The sequence below is a fragment of the Legionella jordanis genome, assembly GCF_900637635.1.
Classification (GTDB): domain Bacteria; phylum Pseudomonadota; class Gammaproteobacteria; order Legionellales; family Legionellaceae; genus Tatlockia; species Tatlockia jordanis.
This window is the reverse complement of the sequence record NZ_LR134383.1, coordinates 1225722-1242089: the sequence shown is the minus strand read 5'-3', so window position 1 is coordinate 1242089 and position 16368 is coordinate 1225722. Positions and strand designations below refer to the sequence as shown.

Below are 16368 nucleotides of genomic sequence, written 5' to 3'. Positions count from 1 at the left end.
CGAGAGGAAGCATGAAAGCTATCGGTTACCAAGATTCTCTTCCTATTGAGAATGAACATTCACTACTGGATATCGAGCTTCCCAGGCCTAAAGCAAGTGGCCGCGATGTGTTGGTGGAGGTTAGGGCTATTGCAGTAAATCCCGTAGATACTAAAGTTCGTTTAAGGGAGCAACCTTCTTCCGGTCAATACCGCGTTTTAGGATGGGATGCCGCAGGTGTGGTTAAGGAAGTTGGTGAGCACGTTATATTTTTTCAACCTGGTGATGAGGTTTGGTATGCTGGAGATATTACTCGCCCCGGCTGCAACAGCGAATTTCATTTGGTCGATGAACGAATTGTTGGCCGAAAACCTAAACAAGTATCATTTGAAGAAGCAGCAGCCCTCCCCCTGACTTCTATAACCTCATGGGAGCTGCTGTTTGATCGCTTAGGGGTTACAGCAAGCGAGAAGGGCAGCCTATTAATAACGGGAGCAGCCGGAGGAGTGGGCTCTATTTTAGTTCAACTTGCAAAACAGCTAACCACTTTAACCATCATTGGCACGGCGAGCCGTGAAGAATCGAAGCAATGGGCTTTGCAGCAAGGAGCTCACTACGTTATCAATCATAGTCAACCCATGAAAGAACAACTGAACTCCATCGGAATTGGCGAAGTGGATTATGTCGCAAGCCTCACCCATACCGATGCGCATGCCCAGGAATTAGTAAACTGCTTAAAACCTCAAGCCAAATTGGCTTTAATTGATGATCCAGAACAGCTGGATATCCGTATTTTCAAAGCAAAAAGCATTTCCATTCATTGGGAGATGATGTATACCCGCTCAATGTTTAAAACAGCGGATATGGTAAGGCAACACCATATTCTTAATGAAGTCTCCCACCTGGTAGACGTTGGGTTAATTAAAACAACCATTCAGGAAAATTTTGGTCCCATTAACGCCCAAAATTTAAGAAAGGCGCACAAGCTACTTGAAAGCGGACAATCCAGAGGAAAGATCGTGCTCTCGGGATTTGCTTAAGTCTTTCTTGCCATCTCACAAGCGTCAGCATACTATTTCAAAAGCAACTGCTAACCTCATAGCAACCATGTTAATGTTAATCAAAGGGTAAACACTTAAGAACTGTAGCTATCCCTAGCAAACATGTTATCTAGATACTTTCTTTTCAACTTATTCGAACTGATTAACACAATATCAAAAAACAATTAAATCATTGAACAGGGAAAATTGAGCATGCACTTGTGCACTGGGCTTCCTGTGTAACCTCTCCTCTCCCCTGTAATTGTAATTGCAGTTTTCTTGCAATTTATTATAGGAACAGCAAATTTAAAGTGGCTCAACAAGAGCCACCTTATTAAATAGACAACATCAGAAAAATTGACGAATCCTCCCCAATAAATTCGAATTTTCTTTCTCATCATAAACTTCATTCGTATTAAACGCGTATTCACTCGCTTGATCAACGAGACCCGCCGTGGTCGTTTTTAGCAGGCCAAAAAATCCTAAAACAAAAGTGAAAATGTCACGTCCGGTATTTAATAGGTCGTATTTGTTCTTGTTTGTAGAACCATAGGGGTTTTTATCATGATAAAAGTCTTCAAAAACAGCTTGAATTCCATCAATGGTCTTCTCGCGCTCAATACTCTTAACCAACTCCCCTGCAATGTGTTTTTTTTCACTAACACACAATAAACCAAAAAAATGGGGTCCTCTGTCTTTACAAAGAACTTCACTGTAATTTTTTAATTTTTGAAACAGTTCAGAGTTTATAAAAGTCTTTGCTGCGGGAGTATAGGATTCCTCTTCAGTATAAAGACGCTTGGGGTAAGTAAGATACGTATCGGGAAAAAGGATCTGTTTTTCTTTTTTTAAGATGCGTAAGTGCTGAGCCAATAAATCCATTTGCCCTTGTGGAACTTCATCTCTCTTTTCCTTTAAGTATTTGGCAAGTACCCAAACGGACTGGGCATAAGCCTCAAAAGCATGCTTGGTGGGAGGATGTTCTTTCCTTAAGGCTTCCAGACACTTCTCTGCCATTTCACTATGTACCTTAAAAGACTCCTTCAGGTTTGGTACGACAGTTGCCACACCGGTTCGTTGACAAAGGATCTGCAAATTTCTTGTATATTCAAGGATTGAATCTAATTCGTAGCGCATAATTCCCTCATATGGACATGTCGGATTTTATTATAACGATCAAAATCTGAAATATCACAATAATTTATCAAATTTGAAAGACTTCGCTATACTCTTAACAAACCCAGGGCTTCCTTTAAAGGACAAAAGTGAGTCTTGTCAATTCATCTCAAGTGGACTGTTTAATCATCGGCGCAGGACCTGCAGGCTTGACTGCTGCGATTTATCTGGCGCGATACCAGCGAACCATTCGGATTTACGACTTTGGTAGAAGCCGAGCATCTTTAATTCCTACCTCTCACAATTATCCTGCCTTTCCAGATGGTATTTCAGGCAAAGATTTGTTAAACCGGCTAAAAGAGCAATTGAGCCGATATGACATCTATGTTCAATCAGAACAGGTGACTGATTTGGAACGGGGAGATTCTGGTTTCATTGTTAGTACTGCAACAGCAAAAATACGAGCCAATTCCGTTATATTGGCGACAGGAGTCATTGACATTGAACCGAAATTGCCCGCTATTAAAGATGCCATTGCCAACGGCCTGCTCCGTCATTGCCCGATTTGTGATGGCTATGAGGTCAGAAATCAAAAAATCGCCATTTTAGGTCAGGGAATCAAAGGTTTGAATGAGGCTTTATTCATCAGACATTATTCACCTTATATTTTCTTACTCACCTGCGGCAAACTGCTTCGAACTGGTTCAAAACGAAAAAATGCAGCAGAACAAGCCAAAATTGTCGTAATTGAAGAGCCGATATGTCGCATTGAATTAGAAAAAGATAAACCTTCAACCATTTATTTTAAAGAACATCCTCCTTTAAAAGTGGATACAATTTATTCCGCTTTAGGCTATAAGATGAATAATGAATTAGGTTTAAGAGTAGGTGCAAAACACAGTAAAGGAGTCTTGGTGGTAAATGATCATCAAGAAACTAGCGTTGCTGGTTTATACGCGATTGGGGATGTTGTTTCAGAGTTAAACCAAATTTGTACTGCTCAAGGACAAGCAGCCATGGCTGCAACAGATATTCATAATAAATTATTATCCAGTAAATAAATCCACCTGAAGGTGGAATAATAAGACTCTAGCCTTCATCTTCGCAGCTCTTCATTGAACCTACCTTGCAATATAGTTGATGACTCCTCATTAATCGTTTGCGTGCATTGACTTAATAGGGACAGTTCTTATGCTTGACATGACTTTCCTATCCCTTCTAAATTAAAAATTATAATTGGAGCAGCAGAATTATGATAACCGTCCCTCCGACAACCCTTGTTCAATTATCGGATATTCATTACTCCGGAGATAATCCCTTGAAAGGGCTTAACAAACTTCCTGCAGAGGGGCTTCAACAAGTACTTAAGCATCTTGAAGAAAACATTCCTGGCGACAAAACCATTATTTTGACCGGTGATCTTGTGGATTCACCTGAGCCTGCTTTTTACGAGGAATTGGCTTCTATCTTCAAATCTCTTCCTCATAAGGTACTAACTATCCCAGGAAATCACGACTCCCTGGAAATGATGGAGAAACATCTTTTCGGTCATAATATTTTCTCTTCTTTTTCATTGACTACTGAAAACTGGTTAATTCTCTTATGTGATACCAATCATCCAACTCAAGTTGAGCACGCAGGACGTATTATCAGTAAGGATTTGCAAGCCCTTGAACAAGCTCTCATGGCACACCCTAATCAGAATGCACTGATATTTATGCACCACCCGCCTGTTTCTTTCGGTGCAGCCTGGTTTAAACAAATCATTTTAGAAAATGCAGCGGAATTTAACAGCACCATTGAGCGTTTTGAGCAAGTGAAAGCCATTATCTTCGGTCACGCCCATACTGAATTTAGCCTGTTGCGTCAAAAAAAATTATATTTGGGTTGTCCCTCAACCTGGATTCAATTTAACCATTCCTTAAATGAACAACTTGGTTTTACTGCTGCTCCTTCCGCCTACATGAGTTACCGTCTTTACCGAGATGGCTCTCTTTTATTCCAAACACATTACTGTTGGCCTTAACTCATCAATAAAAACACATTATGGTAAAATTGTTTATCTAAAATAAAATATTTTTAAATGAATCATTTATCTTTACGCAGTTATCAGAACGAAAGTTCTTGCCATAGCCATGAATACGCCCAAGTTGTTTTACCAGTGCGCGGCACACTAGAACTGGAAATTGAGGGACAGGGGGGACTGGTCGACCAGAATCATTTGGCTTTTATTGCTCCTGGAAAAAAGCACTGTTTTTCAGGAAGCGAACAGAATCTCTTTGTGGTTGCAGACATTCCGGAGCGATGGTTCAAAATTAACAAACTACAAGTTTTTACTCCTGTCACTGACACCTTAAAAAGCTTTGTTGCTTTTGCACGTACCTGCCTTCAAAATGAAGCGTTGGTTGACAATACTTTAATCTGCCAGCTTTTACTCTCCATGTTATCAGCAGGCAGTTTTAAAACGCATTCTTGTGTAGAGTTTGTCAAAAGCTATATTGAGAAGCAATTGACCTCCCCTGTCAACCTCACAAAGCTCACGATGCATTGTCATCTGAGTAAAAGCCAACTTCAGCGGCATTTTCGAGAAGCCACTGGTTTGGCAATTGGCGAATATTGGCGCATGAGAAAATTGGAATATGGGAAATTACTCCTTTCTCAAACCACTATGACAATTGAACAAATTGCTCACGCACTGGGTTATTCAAATCTTACCGCTTTCAGTCGACGCTTCCATAACCACTTTGCTATGTCGCCCTCTCACTGTCGCAAAATGCTGCAAACAGCAAACAATATGCGCCTTAAGGATAATACAGAAAACGAATTGCCCTGATAGAATAAGATTCAAATCAATTCGCGAAAGCAGCCTATGTCCAATACGCCTTACTCACAATCACTATCAGGGATTGTCTTCTTAATTCTTGCGCAAATGATGGTGGGAATAAATATCGTCGCATCAAAGCTGTTAATACCCAATATATCGGCATTTGTCCTTTTGGAAATGCGCTTTGGGTTGGCAGCAATTCTTCTTTTAATTCTGCATTATTTACATCGTGGCAAAAAAGCGTCCAAAGTTAACCCTCTTCGAACGCTTACAAGCCGAGATTGGTTTTTTATTTTAGCCCAAGCCTTGTCAGCTGGTTTCCTATTTAATGTGTTAATGCTCATGGGCCTGCATTATACGGGTGCTAATGAAGCAGCTATCATTACCAGCACCTTGCCAGCAATAATCGCTGTCCTGTCCTGGGTACTCCTTCGGGAAAGGGTTGGGGGAAAGCAAAGTTTTTCTATTATTCTGGCAACCTTGGGATTATTGGTCATTGCTTATGACAAATTAACCCCTTCCCAGGGATATCATTCATTCTTTGGTGATTTTCTTATTGTTGTATCATTACTTCCTGAAGCGGCTTATTATGTGCTGTGTAAACTACATCCCAATAAACTGCCTGTATTCCTCATCTCAGCCTTAATGAATGGGATTAATGCCATTGTAATTTTACCGATTGCACTGTCATTGGCACCACATGTTCCCGATTTAGGAATAGATGCCTGGCTTATCATTTTCCTTTTAGGACTAAGTTCGGGCTTGTTTTATGTGTTTTGGTTTTTTGGCTATCAACAAGTGGATAGCACCATGGCTTCTTTGTCCACTACAGTCATGCCAGTTGCAACCGTCTTGTTTGCCTGGGCTATTTTGGGCGAACGATTAACGCTCACCCAAAGCTTTGGTATGCTACTCGTTTTATTTTCTATAGTGGCCTATGCCCGTAAATAAATCCTTTTGACTCTAATCAACCGCAGCACCATCCATGAATTTCCGTCGCCTAATTCTTGGGAAAAACGGTGTTATTTTTATCAGAAAATCATAAGCCATGATTAGAGCCCCAATTGCAAACACGATATCCCCCGGAGCTCTTAACCATTGCCATAATAAAGTGGAATTATAAAATTCAAGACTTCGTGCATGAGCAACGCCATGTACATATACATCCATTAGTTGCGCCCAGCCGACCGGGAAAAAATTAAGGAAAATCCATAGAAGAAGCCCGGCATTGTAAAGCCAAAAGGCCCAAACTCCAGGTCTGTCATTCCAGGTAAGTTGATTGCCCGCAGCGTAGCGTAAGCAAAAATAAATCAATCCTAGCGCTAATAGTCCAAACGCACCGAACAAAGCTGTGTGGGCATGGTTTAAACTTAAAAAAGTACCATGTTCATAATAATTAATGAGTGGCGCATTGAGCGTGCCGCCACCAAATACACCTGCTCCCACAAAATTCCAGAAAGCAGCGCCTAAAATATATAAATAAGCCAGGTTATAGGTGAATTCTCCTCGTTTCTTAATCAATTGACGCTGCTCAATGGCATCTATAATCAATAACACAAGCGGCAACACTTCAATAAAAGAAAACATGGTTCCAAGTGGGACCCACATGTCTGGGCCGCCCGTCCAGTACCAGTGATGACCTGTACCAATAACTCCTCCGAGAAAAATGAGGATGGATTCAAAAAGAACAGTACGTTCAGCCAAGCCTCTGGTGACCAAACCTGTTCCCATCAGTAAATAAGCTGTTGAGCACGTGGCAAAAAACTCAAAAGACTGCTCAACCCAAAGGTGAACAACCCACCAACGCCAAAAATCCGTTATAGTAAATGATTTCTCAATGCCGGTGAGTGGGATCATTCCAAAACAGTAGAGAACAGCTACATTGATGGTGCTCGCCCAAAACAAATGCTCTAAATGAATTTTCCCAGTCCAAAATTCAATGGTTGCTCTCTTTAAACCAGCCCATGTCGGCCACATCCCCCTGAAAACAATGAAGCTCCAAAGAAATAGGCCAATGCAAAAGCCAATTTGCCAAAGTCTGCCTAATTGAATATAAGATAGTCCCTGATTTCCTAACCAAAACCAGCTTCTATCAATATATCCCATTATCCCTAAATAGTTTCCAACAAGGGCTCCAAAGACGATAAAAAGCGTAACCCAAAATAAGATATCAACCAGATACCCCTGCCCAGAAGCCTCACGACCACTAATTATTGGCGCCAGAAAAATGGCGGCACTAATCCAGGAAATGCCTATCCAAACGATAGGAGTTTGGGTGTGAACATCCCGAAGAAAATTAAAAGGAAGAAAGGCATTGATGTTAATGCCATAAAAGCCCCCACGCTCCGCGTAGTAATGAGCCATTATTGAACCCACCAGAATTTGCAGCAACAAAACAAGAGCTGCTGTAACAAAATATTGCCCTACTTTTTTTTGACTCGGGGTCAGCGGACGGAATTCGAGGAAAATGGGCTCCATGACGCCAATATTTACGTCGCTTAGATAGCGGTGATAAATATATAACACCACGCCAAAGCCCAAAAAAACAAAGCAAAATGAAATCCAGGTCCAATAAAAAGTACTATTGGTAGGTGCATTACCTACAGTCGGTTCATAGGGCCAGTTATTGGTGTAGGAGAAATTTTTACCCGGCCGATGCGCTATGGTCGTTAATGATGAATAAATTAGGAAATCTGCAGTTTGCAAGGCAGTTTGCTCATTCAGGCTATACGCCTGCACATAGCCCCGCTGCAAATCATGTGTCAACAGTTCTTTAGAAATCTCAATTTGCAATTGCCTGACAGCTTTTGCAACAGGCATAGGTAATACTGCAGTATCCTGCTCCAAATTAATTGTATGCAAGATATTTTGCATGGTTTTGCGGGTGACATATTGATCGCCCTCTGATAGGCTTGCAAAATTTTTTCCAAACCGGGTAAGCGCCAGTTCGTTTTCAACCAGCCCTCCCAAACGAACAAGGTATTTTGCGGTGTAATCCTCACCAAAATAAGAGCCCATACCGTATATGCTTCCATAATCCATTAGATCCGCTCGCTGGAATCCAGCTTTTCCGGCTACGATATCATTCCCGGTCATGATTATCTCGCCGGTGGGAGCTAGGAATTGTTTAGGAAGGGGTGGTGCTAACTCGTAGGTCTTGAACGTTCCCCAGATAAGCACGGCAAAGCACCCTACAGCCGTAAGCAAAAGAATCCATTTCAGCACGAAAGACACTTGATCATTGGCTTGGATAGTACTTGTTCCTGCGGTTTTTGTATCCATCTTCTTCCCTGACATCTTCCATCGAGTGATAAGCCAAAGAATATAATTGCATAATCTGAGAAAGAAAAGCATGAGCTACAATTACTATTAAGAAATGCAAAGATGGAGAACCACATGAGTGACAGAAAACCAGGCTTTAAACACCGGGAACTCAGCCATGGCGACTCAGCAAATCCGGGCAATATGTATCCTGAAAACAATCGCAAGCCTAAAAAACTGGATAAAAAAGGTATCAATGAGCATCGACGGACAAAACATGTGGATGAATAACCTATAGCTGAGATTAATCTGCATTTTTGATTTCGGCAGAAATGGCCGCTGCTTCTGATTCATTTAGAGCTGGAGCTTCATGGATATGAATCAAAGGAGCAGAGTCACGATGCAAATCCCATTTATCCGTAATTTCTTCTGTTTTATTTAATGCATCCAGATTTTTAATGATCGCTAATAATTGTTTTGTTTCACCTTTCGAGAGGATCAACGAAGTACTGTCCTCAAATTTTTGTTCTATTTCTTCCATGGAAAGTGGATTTTGGCTTGTCCCCTTAGGGTATTTAACTCGTTTTTCGTGACGTTGTTGTGAGTGGCTAATTACTTTAACGATGCTCCCCATATTTCTGCTCTGTTCCTTGGTAGCAATGACATCTTCATACAAATGGATTTTACTTGCAAGAAGTTGCACATCCGGGTTATGGAGTACTTCTTCCTTATAAGTAAACATTTTTGGCGGACCTTGCAATAAAGCCAGGGCCAAAGTAAATACCATACTAAATTGGGCCTCCATCAAGTTTTTCGGATGCCGAATTTTTCCCACGTGATTGAGTACAAATCGACTGGTACCCACTTCAATTTTCTGAATGTCTTCTGGCCTTAATTGATAACATTTGCAAATATCAAGCAGCGCTTCCAAAGCCGCATGGATGCTGAATGGGCAATTGTAGTACTTAAAAGAAGTGTCCGTTAGTAAGTATTTCTCTCCAAGATGTTTGGTTAATCTGGGCATATGAGTACCATTATCAAACACATGGCAAACGCCAAATTTCCCTTCAAAAATGGAGGATGGGCCGCTAAGACCTTGGGCTGCAAGATAGGCGGCTTTGATGCCGGCACTAGCCGCAATAGCGCAATGCATTCGTTTCGCCGTCCCCCCTGTTTGAGTATACTCCCATAAACCTCCGGAAAAACTACCCGCAATGCTAAACGCATTAACACACTCTTGTTGATTTAATTCCAGCAATAAACCCGCAGTGATAGCCGCAGCAAAGGGACCAGCAACGGTTGGGGTATGGAAACCCTTTGCATGGCAAGATGGAATTGCATAGGCAATCCGAACCATAATTTCCACACCCGCGGCAATCGCAGCCAACACTTTGCTCATATTGGCACCGACCTGATTGGCTATTGCAAATGCGGTTGGAATCACGACTGCCCCGGGATGAGTAATGGCAAGAACGTGCGTATCATCAAAATCTTGCGCATGGCCAAAGCTGGCATTGATAAATGCGGTCTGTTCAGGAGAAAGCAAGTCCCCAAAATAGGCCACTTTAGCTCTACCAATTGCGGGAAATTGGGTGATTGCTTGATAAGTGGCTTGACTCCAGGGGAATTGCGAGCCCCCCAAGATTAAACCGATTTTATCAATTAATAATTTAGTCAGGAACTTGGAAAGATCAGGGGAGATGTTCTGCTTGTAAAGAGACAGAGCAAATTCTGTAAATTCATGAGCTATAAAACGTGTTGACATGATATTCCTTTTTGGACCTGGCGCCTATATCCACGCGATAACACGCCTTATACATTTAGTATATACGGCCGAGGAACTTATGGAGGAAGGAAGAGCCTATACTCTCCCCAGGATCAACATTCAGGATAGTGTAGGAGCCAGAGTCGATTTTAAGGAGTTGGTGTAGGAGATGGCAGCGGAGATTTCCTCGAGCAGAACCTTGTTGCTTTTATGTTTGTGCCATTTAAGTGGTGTACCTGAATTGTTGTTTGTAAAATTAACGTAGACACGAAGATCATTTAAGCATTTTTTTAAATCATCGACAGGAATATCACTCATCTTTTCAATGTCGAATAATTCACAGAATAATTTTCCAAGTGCGGAACGGTCCTTGACTGAGTCCTCAAACAAATATTCACTATCGACTGCCTTAAACCCGAATAAGAACGCTCCAGCTAAAGCGCGCCTCAAGAATTCGTTGATAAGTTTTGGAGTGACAACAATAGGGGCTTTAAACGCTTTTGCCCACACATTGTAGTCCAACTGATGCGTTTCAATATGGTTCGTAATATTGATCAGGAAATTAATATCACTTTTTCGAACTGGATTGTCCGTATCCGAACGAAAAAGACCGAGAAATCGGTTCCTGTCCATTTGGGCACGCTCTGTCTTATAATTTATGGCCAAATACTTTCCAAATTCAATTAATTCCTCAAGCGTGGCGACGGTAAAAGGCATTTTATTCTCCCTGTGAAATGCTGCAAAATAGAGAATTTAATATACTTTTTTCTTGTAAGGAAAGGTAGCACTAAAGAATAAAAATGAGCTTAAAAAGCATTGAGGGGAAATGGGCGGACAAGCCGCCCAAGCTTTTAGGGAGAGACAGAAAAATAAGTTTCATCATAGGGATAACAAGTCCATTGAACCGTTTGCCCGCCCATATTCACTGAAATCACTTGGGTATTTAAGGAAGCTAGACTCGGTTGGGCTTCAGCATAACATACACGGTTTGTACCCCCGACTGTTACGTAATGGTAGCTGGTTGAAGTTGTAGTCGTGTATTTTTCGGGTAAATAATACACATCTCCTTTTTGCTCAAGCACTACGGGTTCCCCAGTAATTACAACCTTATCCGCAAAGGACGAAACGCTAAATACTGCAAGCAATAAAGAAACAATACCAAAGAAAAAAGTTCTCATCGTCATATCTCCAGTTGGTTAGTAAAGCTGGTAAATAGACAACTGTAAGTGTCTACCCTGACAAAAGCTCCTGTTAAATGATAATTCCTCTTTAAGTTTAGCACTGAATTGTTTCTACAACGCAACTAGTATTTTGCTGTCGCATCACTTGCAGGAAACGTACCCTCTACCGTTTTATCCAGCAGCCTTTCCTCATGTTGGGATTGTTTATCTTTTTCCTCTTCTTTAGTATTTTCATGCTTTGCCGTTTTGGAAGAATGCACATGCTGATTGCAAAGTTTTGCCATAATAAACTCCTTAACAATAGCTCCTTTAATTAATTATAGTAGCGAGGCTGCTGACTCATGCCTCATTTGGATGGATTTTCTCACTTCACAAATAGTTTTTCCGTCCCAAATGTAATCATAATGTCCAGCCTGTACGGGTAAAGTTAAAGCAGGTGGTCTAAAAATAGCTAAACATTTAGCCTCAGGTGCGTTATTGCGAACACTGGGGTAGAGAATACCCCACTCATTTTGACGTTTAATCTCACGCCCCAGCTGCTGACTTTTCTCATAAGAATTCACGTCGGGATCCAGATAATCTTTATGTTCGTTGCTGCATAGATTAACCAAAGGCTTTTTCACTAGAGCAACGTACTCTCTCATCTGAATCACACAGGGCGGCTCCTGCGAGGCAGTTAGAAAGCGTTCGCGATGAAATTTTGTTTCGGCGATAGCTGTTCTAATGGACTCCCCAGCATAGTAAACACCATAGGAGGTCCCATCACTAAATCTTGAGAAACCAAAATGAGTAAAAGCGGCCATCAAAGGTGTGGAGCCTACTCCACCTATCCAATCTTCTTTGGCAACTAAAGAAATATGGCCATATTCTGTAATTAAACGATCATTGGTCAATCCTTCCAGATAGGCGAGCTGTTCAAGCTCCTCTGAAGTTTCGGCCCAATCAAATAAACTTATTGGCGGATAGCGAGAAGGAATAAGGCGGTGTGATCTTCCCTTAAATTCTGTATAGCAAAACATCCCTATTAATATCCTCTCCAAAAATCAAGAAATCTGCGCACTTCGGCCAGCCGCAATAGACTACCTTCCATTAAATAGGCTCTGGGTGTTAAACCATTAAAAGGGGGTAAGCTGTTTTCTCTATCAATCCAGGACATAGCTTGGTTGCTGTCCACAAATAAAATGCGTAAATCCTTATAAATGCCTAACAACAGTGATATACGTTCTTTTTCATCGCGAGTTAGATTTCCATCATGTTTGCTAATCCCTTTGTAATAGGAGGAAGCTGGCATATTACCCATCAATGTGAGCGCTTCTTCCTTGCTGAAATGAAACCGTTCAATCAAGTTTTTGAGGGCTTTCCATGCTACCTCGTTAGAAACAGAAGCAGAAGGTTGAATTACAGTTTTCATGGCAGTCGTTTTTGTCTCACTATGCGTACAATATATTCTATTTTTAAATTATTGTCTAATTTTAGAATTAAAGTGCCCCGTAATTCGAATTGCGCAATTTAAATAATAAAAGGATTGTATTTATTATGGTTGGGTAGTTTAACGCCGTCGGGTTGTGGTGTTTCAATTGGCTTTTAAATCACCGCCTGGATACAAAGGGATTGTCTTTAATATAAAAGCGTAGCAATTCATCAGCCCATTGCTTAGCGTAGCCTACGCCAATTCTTGTTTTTTGGGTGATAATGAATTCAGGCTCACCCGCTTGTTCAGCAATATAAAGCGTTTCACTCAGCAGATCATGGCCATTGTGCTGCTTATTTATTTCCAAAGCTTTGCAAAGTAAACCAGGCCCCTGCGTTCGCTGAGAAATATTGCAAACAGGTTCGATAGCCCGCAATAAAACGGCAGAACCACTTCCCTCACCTTCTGTCACCACATTCAAGCAGTGATGAATTCCGTAGATGAGATAAACATAGGCATAGCCAGGAGGACCAAACATTATTTTAGTACGTGGGGTGATTCCCTTCGAAGAGTGAGCCGCCAAGTCGTGGGAACCCAAATAAGCCTCTACTTCAACAATTCGTCCGATACGTTCACAACCATTTTTGACGTGCACTAAATATTTTCCCAACAGTTCTTGTGCGACAGTGATGGTAGTTCGGTTATAAAATTCTCTTGTTAATTTCTTCATAAAATCTTTTAGAATGCAGCGATACAAATATAGACGAAATTTCACCAGAAGCACAATGCACAAATTAGGTGCATTTAGTATAATCGATGCCTATGTCTTTGTTCAATAAATGATTTATTTTTTGAAATATTCAATTAATGCTTAGTCAAATCCATTTTTTTTGTCTATTCTTGTAGAAGTACATGATTAAGGGAATAAAAAAATGTCAAATAAAAGCAAATCGCTAGGTCTGGGAGTTATGCTATTACCTCTTCCATTATTTGCAAGCTCTCCTACCATGGAAATGACAAAAGACGATTGGTTATCCAAATTAAAAGATGTTGCCCCTACAGTTATATGCAAAGGTTTTTTGGAAGAACCTTCTCTCAAAAAGCGAATGGACGAATTAAAAATCGATAATGAAAAATGCATGTCTTTAATCCCGGCGAGCTTTGACAAATGTCAAAAGCAATACTATTCGAGCTTACCCGCCAACATGAATGCTCAAAGTGCAGCAACCTGGGGACATACTCTTGGGGAATGCATAGGAACAGACTTTGCTACTAAATATCTGGTACCCAATTCGCAATCCAATGCTCCCGGCTCAAGCAGTTCTTCCGGTGATATTCCGAAAGATCAGTGGCTTTCCCAACTTAAGAGTCTTGCACCAACGATGATTTGCAACGGCTTTTTTGAAGACGAGTCAATTAAGAAAAAACTTCAAGACCGGGGAATAGACAATGCCAAGTGCGTTACTTTAATTCCTGCCAGTTTTGATAAATGCCAAAACGAATTTTATTCAAATTTGCCGGGTACACTCAATGCAGAAAATGCAAACACCTGGGGTCATAAGATGGGTGAATGCATAGGTACGGATTTTGCCAAACAATATTTAGTTTCCTCAGAAGCAAAGAGCAACGCCCCTCAGAAAAGCAGCAGTCCTTCGGAGGCGAGCAGCAAAGATAATCAATAGATTTAACAGTTAATCATGCATGGCTATCGTTAGATAGCCATTCTGATGCTTTGGCAGCCCTCTTTGCTATATTAACAATAGAACTCATTAAAGCCATGAGGCTTTATGCCTACAGCCAATCGTCTCATTCATGAACATAGCCCTTATTTGCTGCAGCATGCCTATAACCCTGTAGAATGGTATCCATGGGGAGATGAGGCTTTGGAAAAAGCCAAACTCGAAAACAAACCCATTTTACTCTCCATTGGTTATGCTGCATGTCACTGGTGTCACGTCATGGCACATGAGTCTTTTGAAAATGAAGAAACCGCTGCACTGATGAATCAACTCTTCATTAACATAAAGGTAGATAAAGAAGAGCGGCCAGATCTCGATAAAATTTATCAAACAGCCCATTATTACTTAAGTCAACAAAGCGGTGGCTGGCCTTTAACTATTTTTTTAACCTCGGATTTAACCCCTTTCTTCAGCGGTACTTATTTCCCCCCCGAAGATCGTTATCAATTACCAGGCTTTAGAAAAGTTCTGAATGTCATTGCAATGCTTTATAAAAACCAACCTCATGATCTAAAAAAACAAGGTTTGGAATTGAAACGAATTTTGCAACAAGAAGCTAAGTCCTCCAGTGATTCTTTAAACGAAACTCCGCTGAAACTCGCCCTGAACACGTTAGCACAAAATTTCGACTCAAAGCATGGCGGTTTTGGCAGTGCTCCAAAATTTCCTCAGGCGAGTAAATTGGAGTTTCTTCTGAGCTATCAATCTCCTTTAGCTTTAAGCAGCTTAAAAAAAATGGCAAAAGGAGGTTTGTATGACCAATTAGGCGCGGGTTTTTATCGCTATTCGGTAGATAATCAATGGATGATTCCCCATTTTGAAAAGATGCTTTACGACAATGGACAATTGCTGACGCTCTATAGTCTCGCTGCCCCTGAGTATCCTACAAATTTTTTTAAAACTATAATTCGCGATACGGCCGATTGGGCCATACGCGAAATGCAATCAGAGGACGGTGGTTTTTATTCCAGTCTAGACGCAGATTCTGAGGGAGAAGAAGGAAAGTTTTATCGTTGGGATCGCAAAGAAATTCAATCCCTCCTCACCCCTGAAGAATATGCGGTCGCCTCTCTAATGTTTGGTTTAACAAAAACCCCAAATTTTGAAGGATTTTGGCATTTATATCTGAATCAAAGTTCACAGTCGATTGCTAAGGCTCTCTCAATATCCATTCAATCAACCCACAATCTTCTTCGTTCCGCAAGAACCAAACTATTTCAAGCCCGTTCTACGCGCATTCCCCCATTTCGAGACGATAAGATTTTAACTTCCTGGAATGCATTAATGATAAAAGGCATGCTTTTAGCCGCCAGAGAGCTTAAGGAGGACAAATACCTTGATGCTGCCCATAAAGCCCTTTCATTCATACAAAGTAATTTATGGAATGGCCAGCAGTTAAAAGCTTGTTTTAAAGATGGAGAAGCTTATTTATCAGCTTATCTCGATGACTATGCGTTCTTATTAGACAGTTTGCTCGCGTCTCTTCAAGTATCCTGGAACAGTGAGCATTTGCTATTTGCCATTGAAATAGCCGAAGCAGCACTGTCTCAATTTGCTGATAAAAACGCTGGGGGCTTCTTTTTTACTGCCGAAAACCATGAGGAATTGCTCTTTCGCCCTAAACCGATGATGGATGATGCCATTCCCTCAGGCAATGGTATTTTATCCCGCGCGATCCTTCTTCTTGGTTATTTGCTCGGCGAAAACCGTTACATAGAAGCCGCTGAGAAAACACTCAAAACCGCATGGCCCTCATTATGCCGCTATCCGGCTGAACATGGCTCATTGTTGTTGGCCTTAAAAGAGTATCTAAACCCTCCCAAGTTAATCATTATCAGAGGGGAGGAGAGCAAAATAAAACTTTGGCAAGAAGTAGCCCTGACCAGACCCGAACACCACTGCTTCGCCATAGCGGCTCACAGCTTAAATCTCCCGCAAGCCCTGGCCACAAAGTACAGTCAGGGAGATTGCTGTGCTTATATTTGCCAAGCAGAAAACTGCCTTGATGTGGTAACAGACCTTGAACAATTTAGAAAATTACTTGCCTAAGCT

The 16368-nt window shown here is 41.2% G+C and carries 17 protein-coding genes; 8 read left to right on the top strand and 9 right to left on the bottom strand.

Translation table 11 applies throughout. From position 1 onward, the window contains the following. Positions 1-11 precede the first annotated feature (11 nt). The gene (locus EL203_RS05615) at positions 12-1019 is read left to right on the top strand and encodes a zinc-binding alcohol dehydrogenase family protein (RefSeq protein WP_058470107.1); all 1008 of its coding nucleotides are present in this window, start codon (positions 12-14) and stop codon (positions 1017-1019) included. A 348-nt stretch (positions 1020-1367) separates the two neighbouring features. On the opposite strand, the gene EL203_RS05610 is transcribed toward EL203_RS05615, so the two are convergent. Beyond that, the gene (locus EL203_RS05610; RefSeq protein ID WP_058470108.1) at positions 1368-2156 is read right to left on the bottom strand and encodes a hypothetical protein; all 789 of its coding nucleotides are present in this window, start codon (positions 2154-2156) and stop codon (positions 1368-1370) included. A gap of 128 nt (positions 2157-2284) precedes the next feature. Here EL203_RS05610 and EL203_RS05605 point away from each other — a divergent pair, with 128 nt between their 5' ends. The 4 genes from EL203_RS05605 (at position 2285) to EL203_RS05590 (ending at position 5910) form a co-directional block, all read left to right on the top strand. Continuing rightward, positions 2285-3196: an NAD(P)/FAD-dependent oxidoreductase gene (locus tag EL203_RS05605; protein WP_058470109.1), complete on the top strand. Its 912-nt coding sequence runs from the start codon at positions 2285-2287 to the stop codon at positions 3194-3196. A gap of 191 nt (positions 3197-3387) precedes the next feature. Continuing rightward, positions 3388-4161, top strand: a complete 774-nt coding sequence (locus EL203_RS05600; RefSeq protein WP_058470110.1) for a metallophosphoesterase — start codon at positions 3388-3390, stop codon at positions 4159-4161. Positions 4162-4218: 57 nt separating this feature from the next. Continuing rightward, positions 4219-4968, top strand: coding sequence for a helix-turn-helix domain-containing protein (locus tag EL203_RS05595; RefSeq protein WP_058470111.1), 750 nt, complete (start codon positions 4219-4221; stop codon positions 4966-4968). Positions 4969-5004: 36 nt separating this feature from the next. Then, complete coding sequence (locus EL203_RS05590; RefSeq protein WP_232004033.1) at positions 5005-5910, top strand: DMT family transporter; 906 nt, start codon at positions 5005-5007, stop codon at positions 5908-5910. 12 nt (positions 5911-5922) lie between these two features. Here the strand turns inward: EL203_RS05590 and EL203_RS05585 are convergent, their stop codons facing one another. Next, on the bottom strand, positions 5923-8241 hold the full coding sequence (locus EL203_RS05585) for a nitric-oxide reductase large subunit (RefSeq protein ID WP_058470113.1): 2319 nt from the start codon (positions 8239-8241) through the stop codon (positions 5923-5925). 114 nt (positions 8242-8355) lie between these two features. Here EL203_RS05585 and EL203_RS14340 point away from each other — a divergent pair, with 114 nt between their 5' ends. Beyond that, on the top strand, positions 8356-8511 hold the full coding sequence (locus tag EL203_RS14340; RefSeq protein ID WP_156413811.1) for a hypothetical protein: 156 nt from the start codon (positions 8356-8358) through the stop codon (positions 8509-8511). Between the two features lie 13 nt (positions 8512-8524). Here the strand turns inward: EL203_RS14340 and EL203_RS05580 are convergent, their stop codons facing one another. From EL203_RS05580 to EL203_RS05555, 7 genes are all read right to left on the bottom strand, one after another. Further along, positions 8525-9985: an MmgE/PrpD family protein gene (locus tag EL203_RS05580; RefSeq protein WP_058470114.1), complete on the bottom strand. Its 1461-nt coding sequence runs from the start codon at positions 9983-9985 to the stop codon at positions 8525-8527. Positions 9986-10105: 120 nt separating this feature from the next. Next, positions 10106-10702, bottom strand: coding sequence for a hypothetical protein (locus tag EL203_RS05575; RefSeq protein WP_058470115.1), 597 nt, complete (start codon positions 10700-10702; stop codon positions 10106-10108). Between the two features lie 134 nt (positions 10703-10836). Next, the gene (locus EL203_RS05570) at positions 10837-11163 is read right to left on the bottom strand and encodes a hypothetical protein (protein WP_058470116.1); all 327 of its coding nucleotides are present in this window, start codon (positions 11161-11163) and stop codon (positions 10837-10839) included. A gap of 125 nt (positions 11164-11288) precedes the next feature. Beyond that, entirely contained in the window at positions 11289-11450 is a 162-nt protein-coding gene (locus EL203_RS14335; RefSeq protein ID WP_156413812.1) for a hypothetical protein, read from the bottom strand. A gap of 33 nt (positions 11451-11483) precedes the next feature. After that, a complete protein-coding gene (locus tag EL203_RS05565; RefSeq protein WP_058470117.1) occupies positions 11484-12185 on the bottom strand; it encodes an RES family NAD+ phosphorylase in 702 nt (233 codons plus the stop codon). A gap of 5 nt (positions 12186-12190) precedes the next feature. Continuing rightward, positions 12191-12577, bottom strand: coding sequence for an antitoxin Xre-like helix-turn-helix domain-containing protein (locus EL203_RS05560; protein WP_058470118.1), 387 nt, complete (start codon positions 12575-12577; stop codon positions 12191-12193). Positions 12578-12755: 178 nt separating this feature from the next. Then, positions 12756-13307 (bottom strand): DNA-3-methyladenine glycosylase, encoded by a 552-nt coding sequence (locus EL203_RS05555; protein ID WP_058472147.1) that lies wholly within the window; start codon positions 13305-13307, stop codon positions 12756-12758. Between the two features lie 202 nt (positions 13308-13509). Here EL203_RS05555 and EL203_RS05550 point away from each other — a divergent pair, with 202 nt between their 5' ends. Further along, on the top strand, positions 13510-14259 hold the full coding sequence (locus tag EL203_RS05550; protein ID WP_058470119.1) for a hypothetical protein: 750 nt from the start codon (positions 13510-13512) through the stop codon (positions 14257-14259). 105 nt (positions 14260-14364) lie between these two features. Next, positions 14365-16365: a thioredoxin domain-containing protein gene (locus tag EL203_RS05545; RefSeq protein ID WP_058470120.1), complete on the top strand. Its 2001-nt coding sequence runs from the start codon at positions 14365-14367 to the stop codon at positions 16363-16365. The last annotated feature ends 3 nt before the right edge of the window (positions 16366-16368 follow it).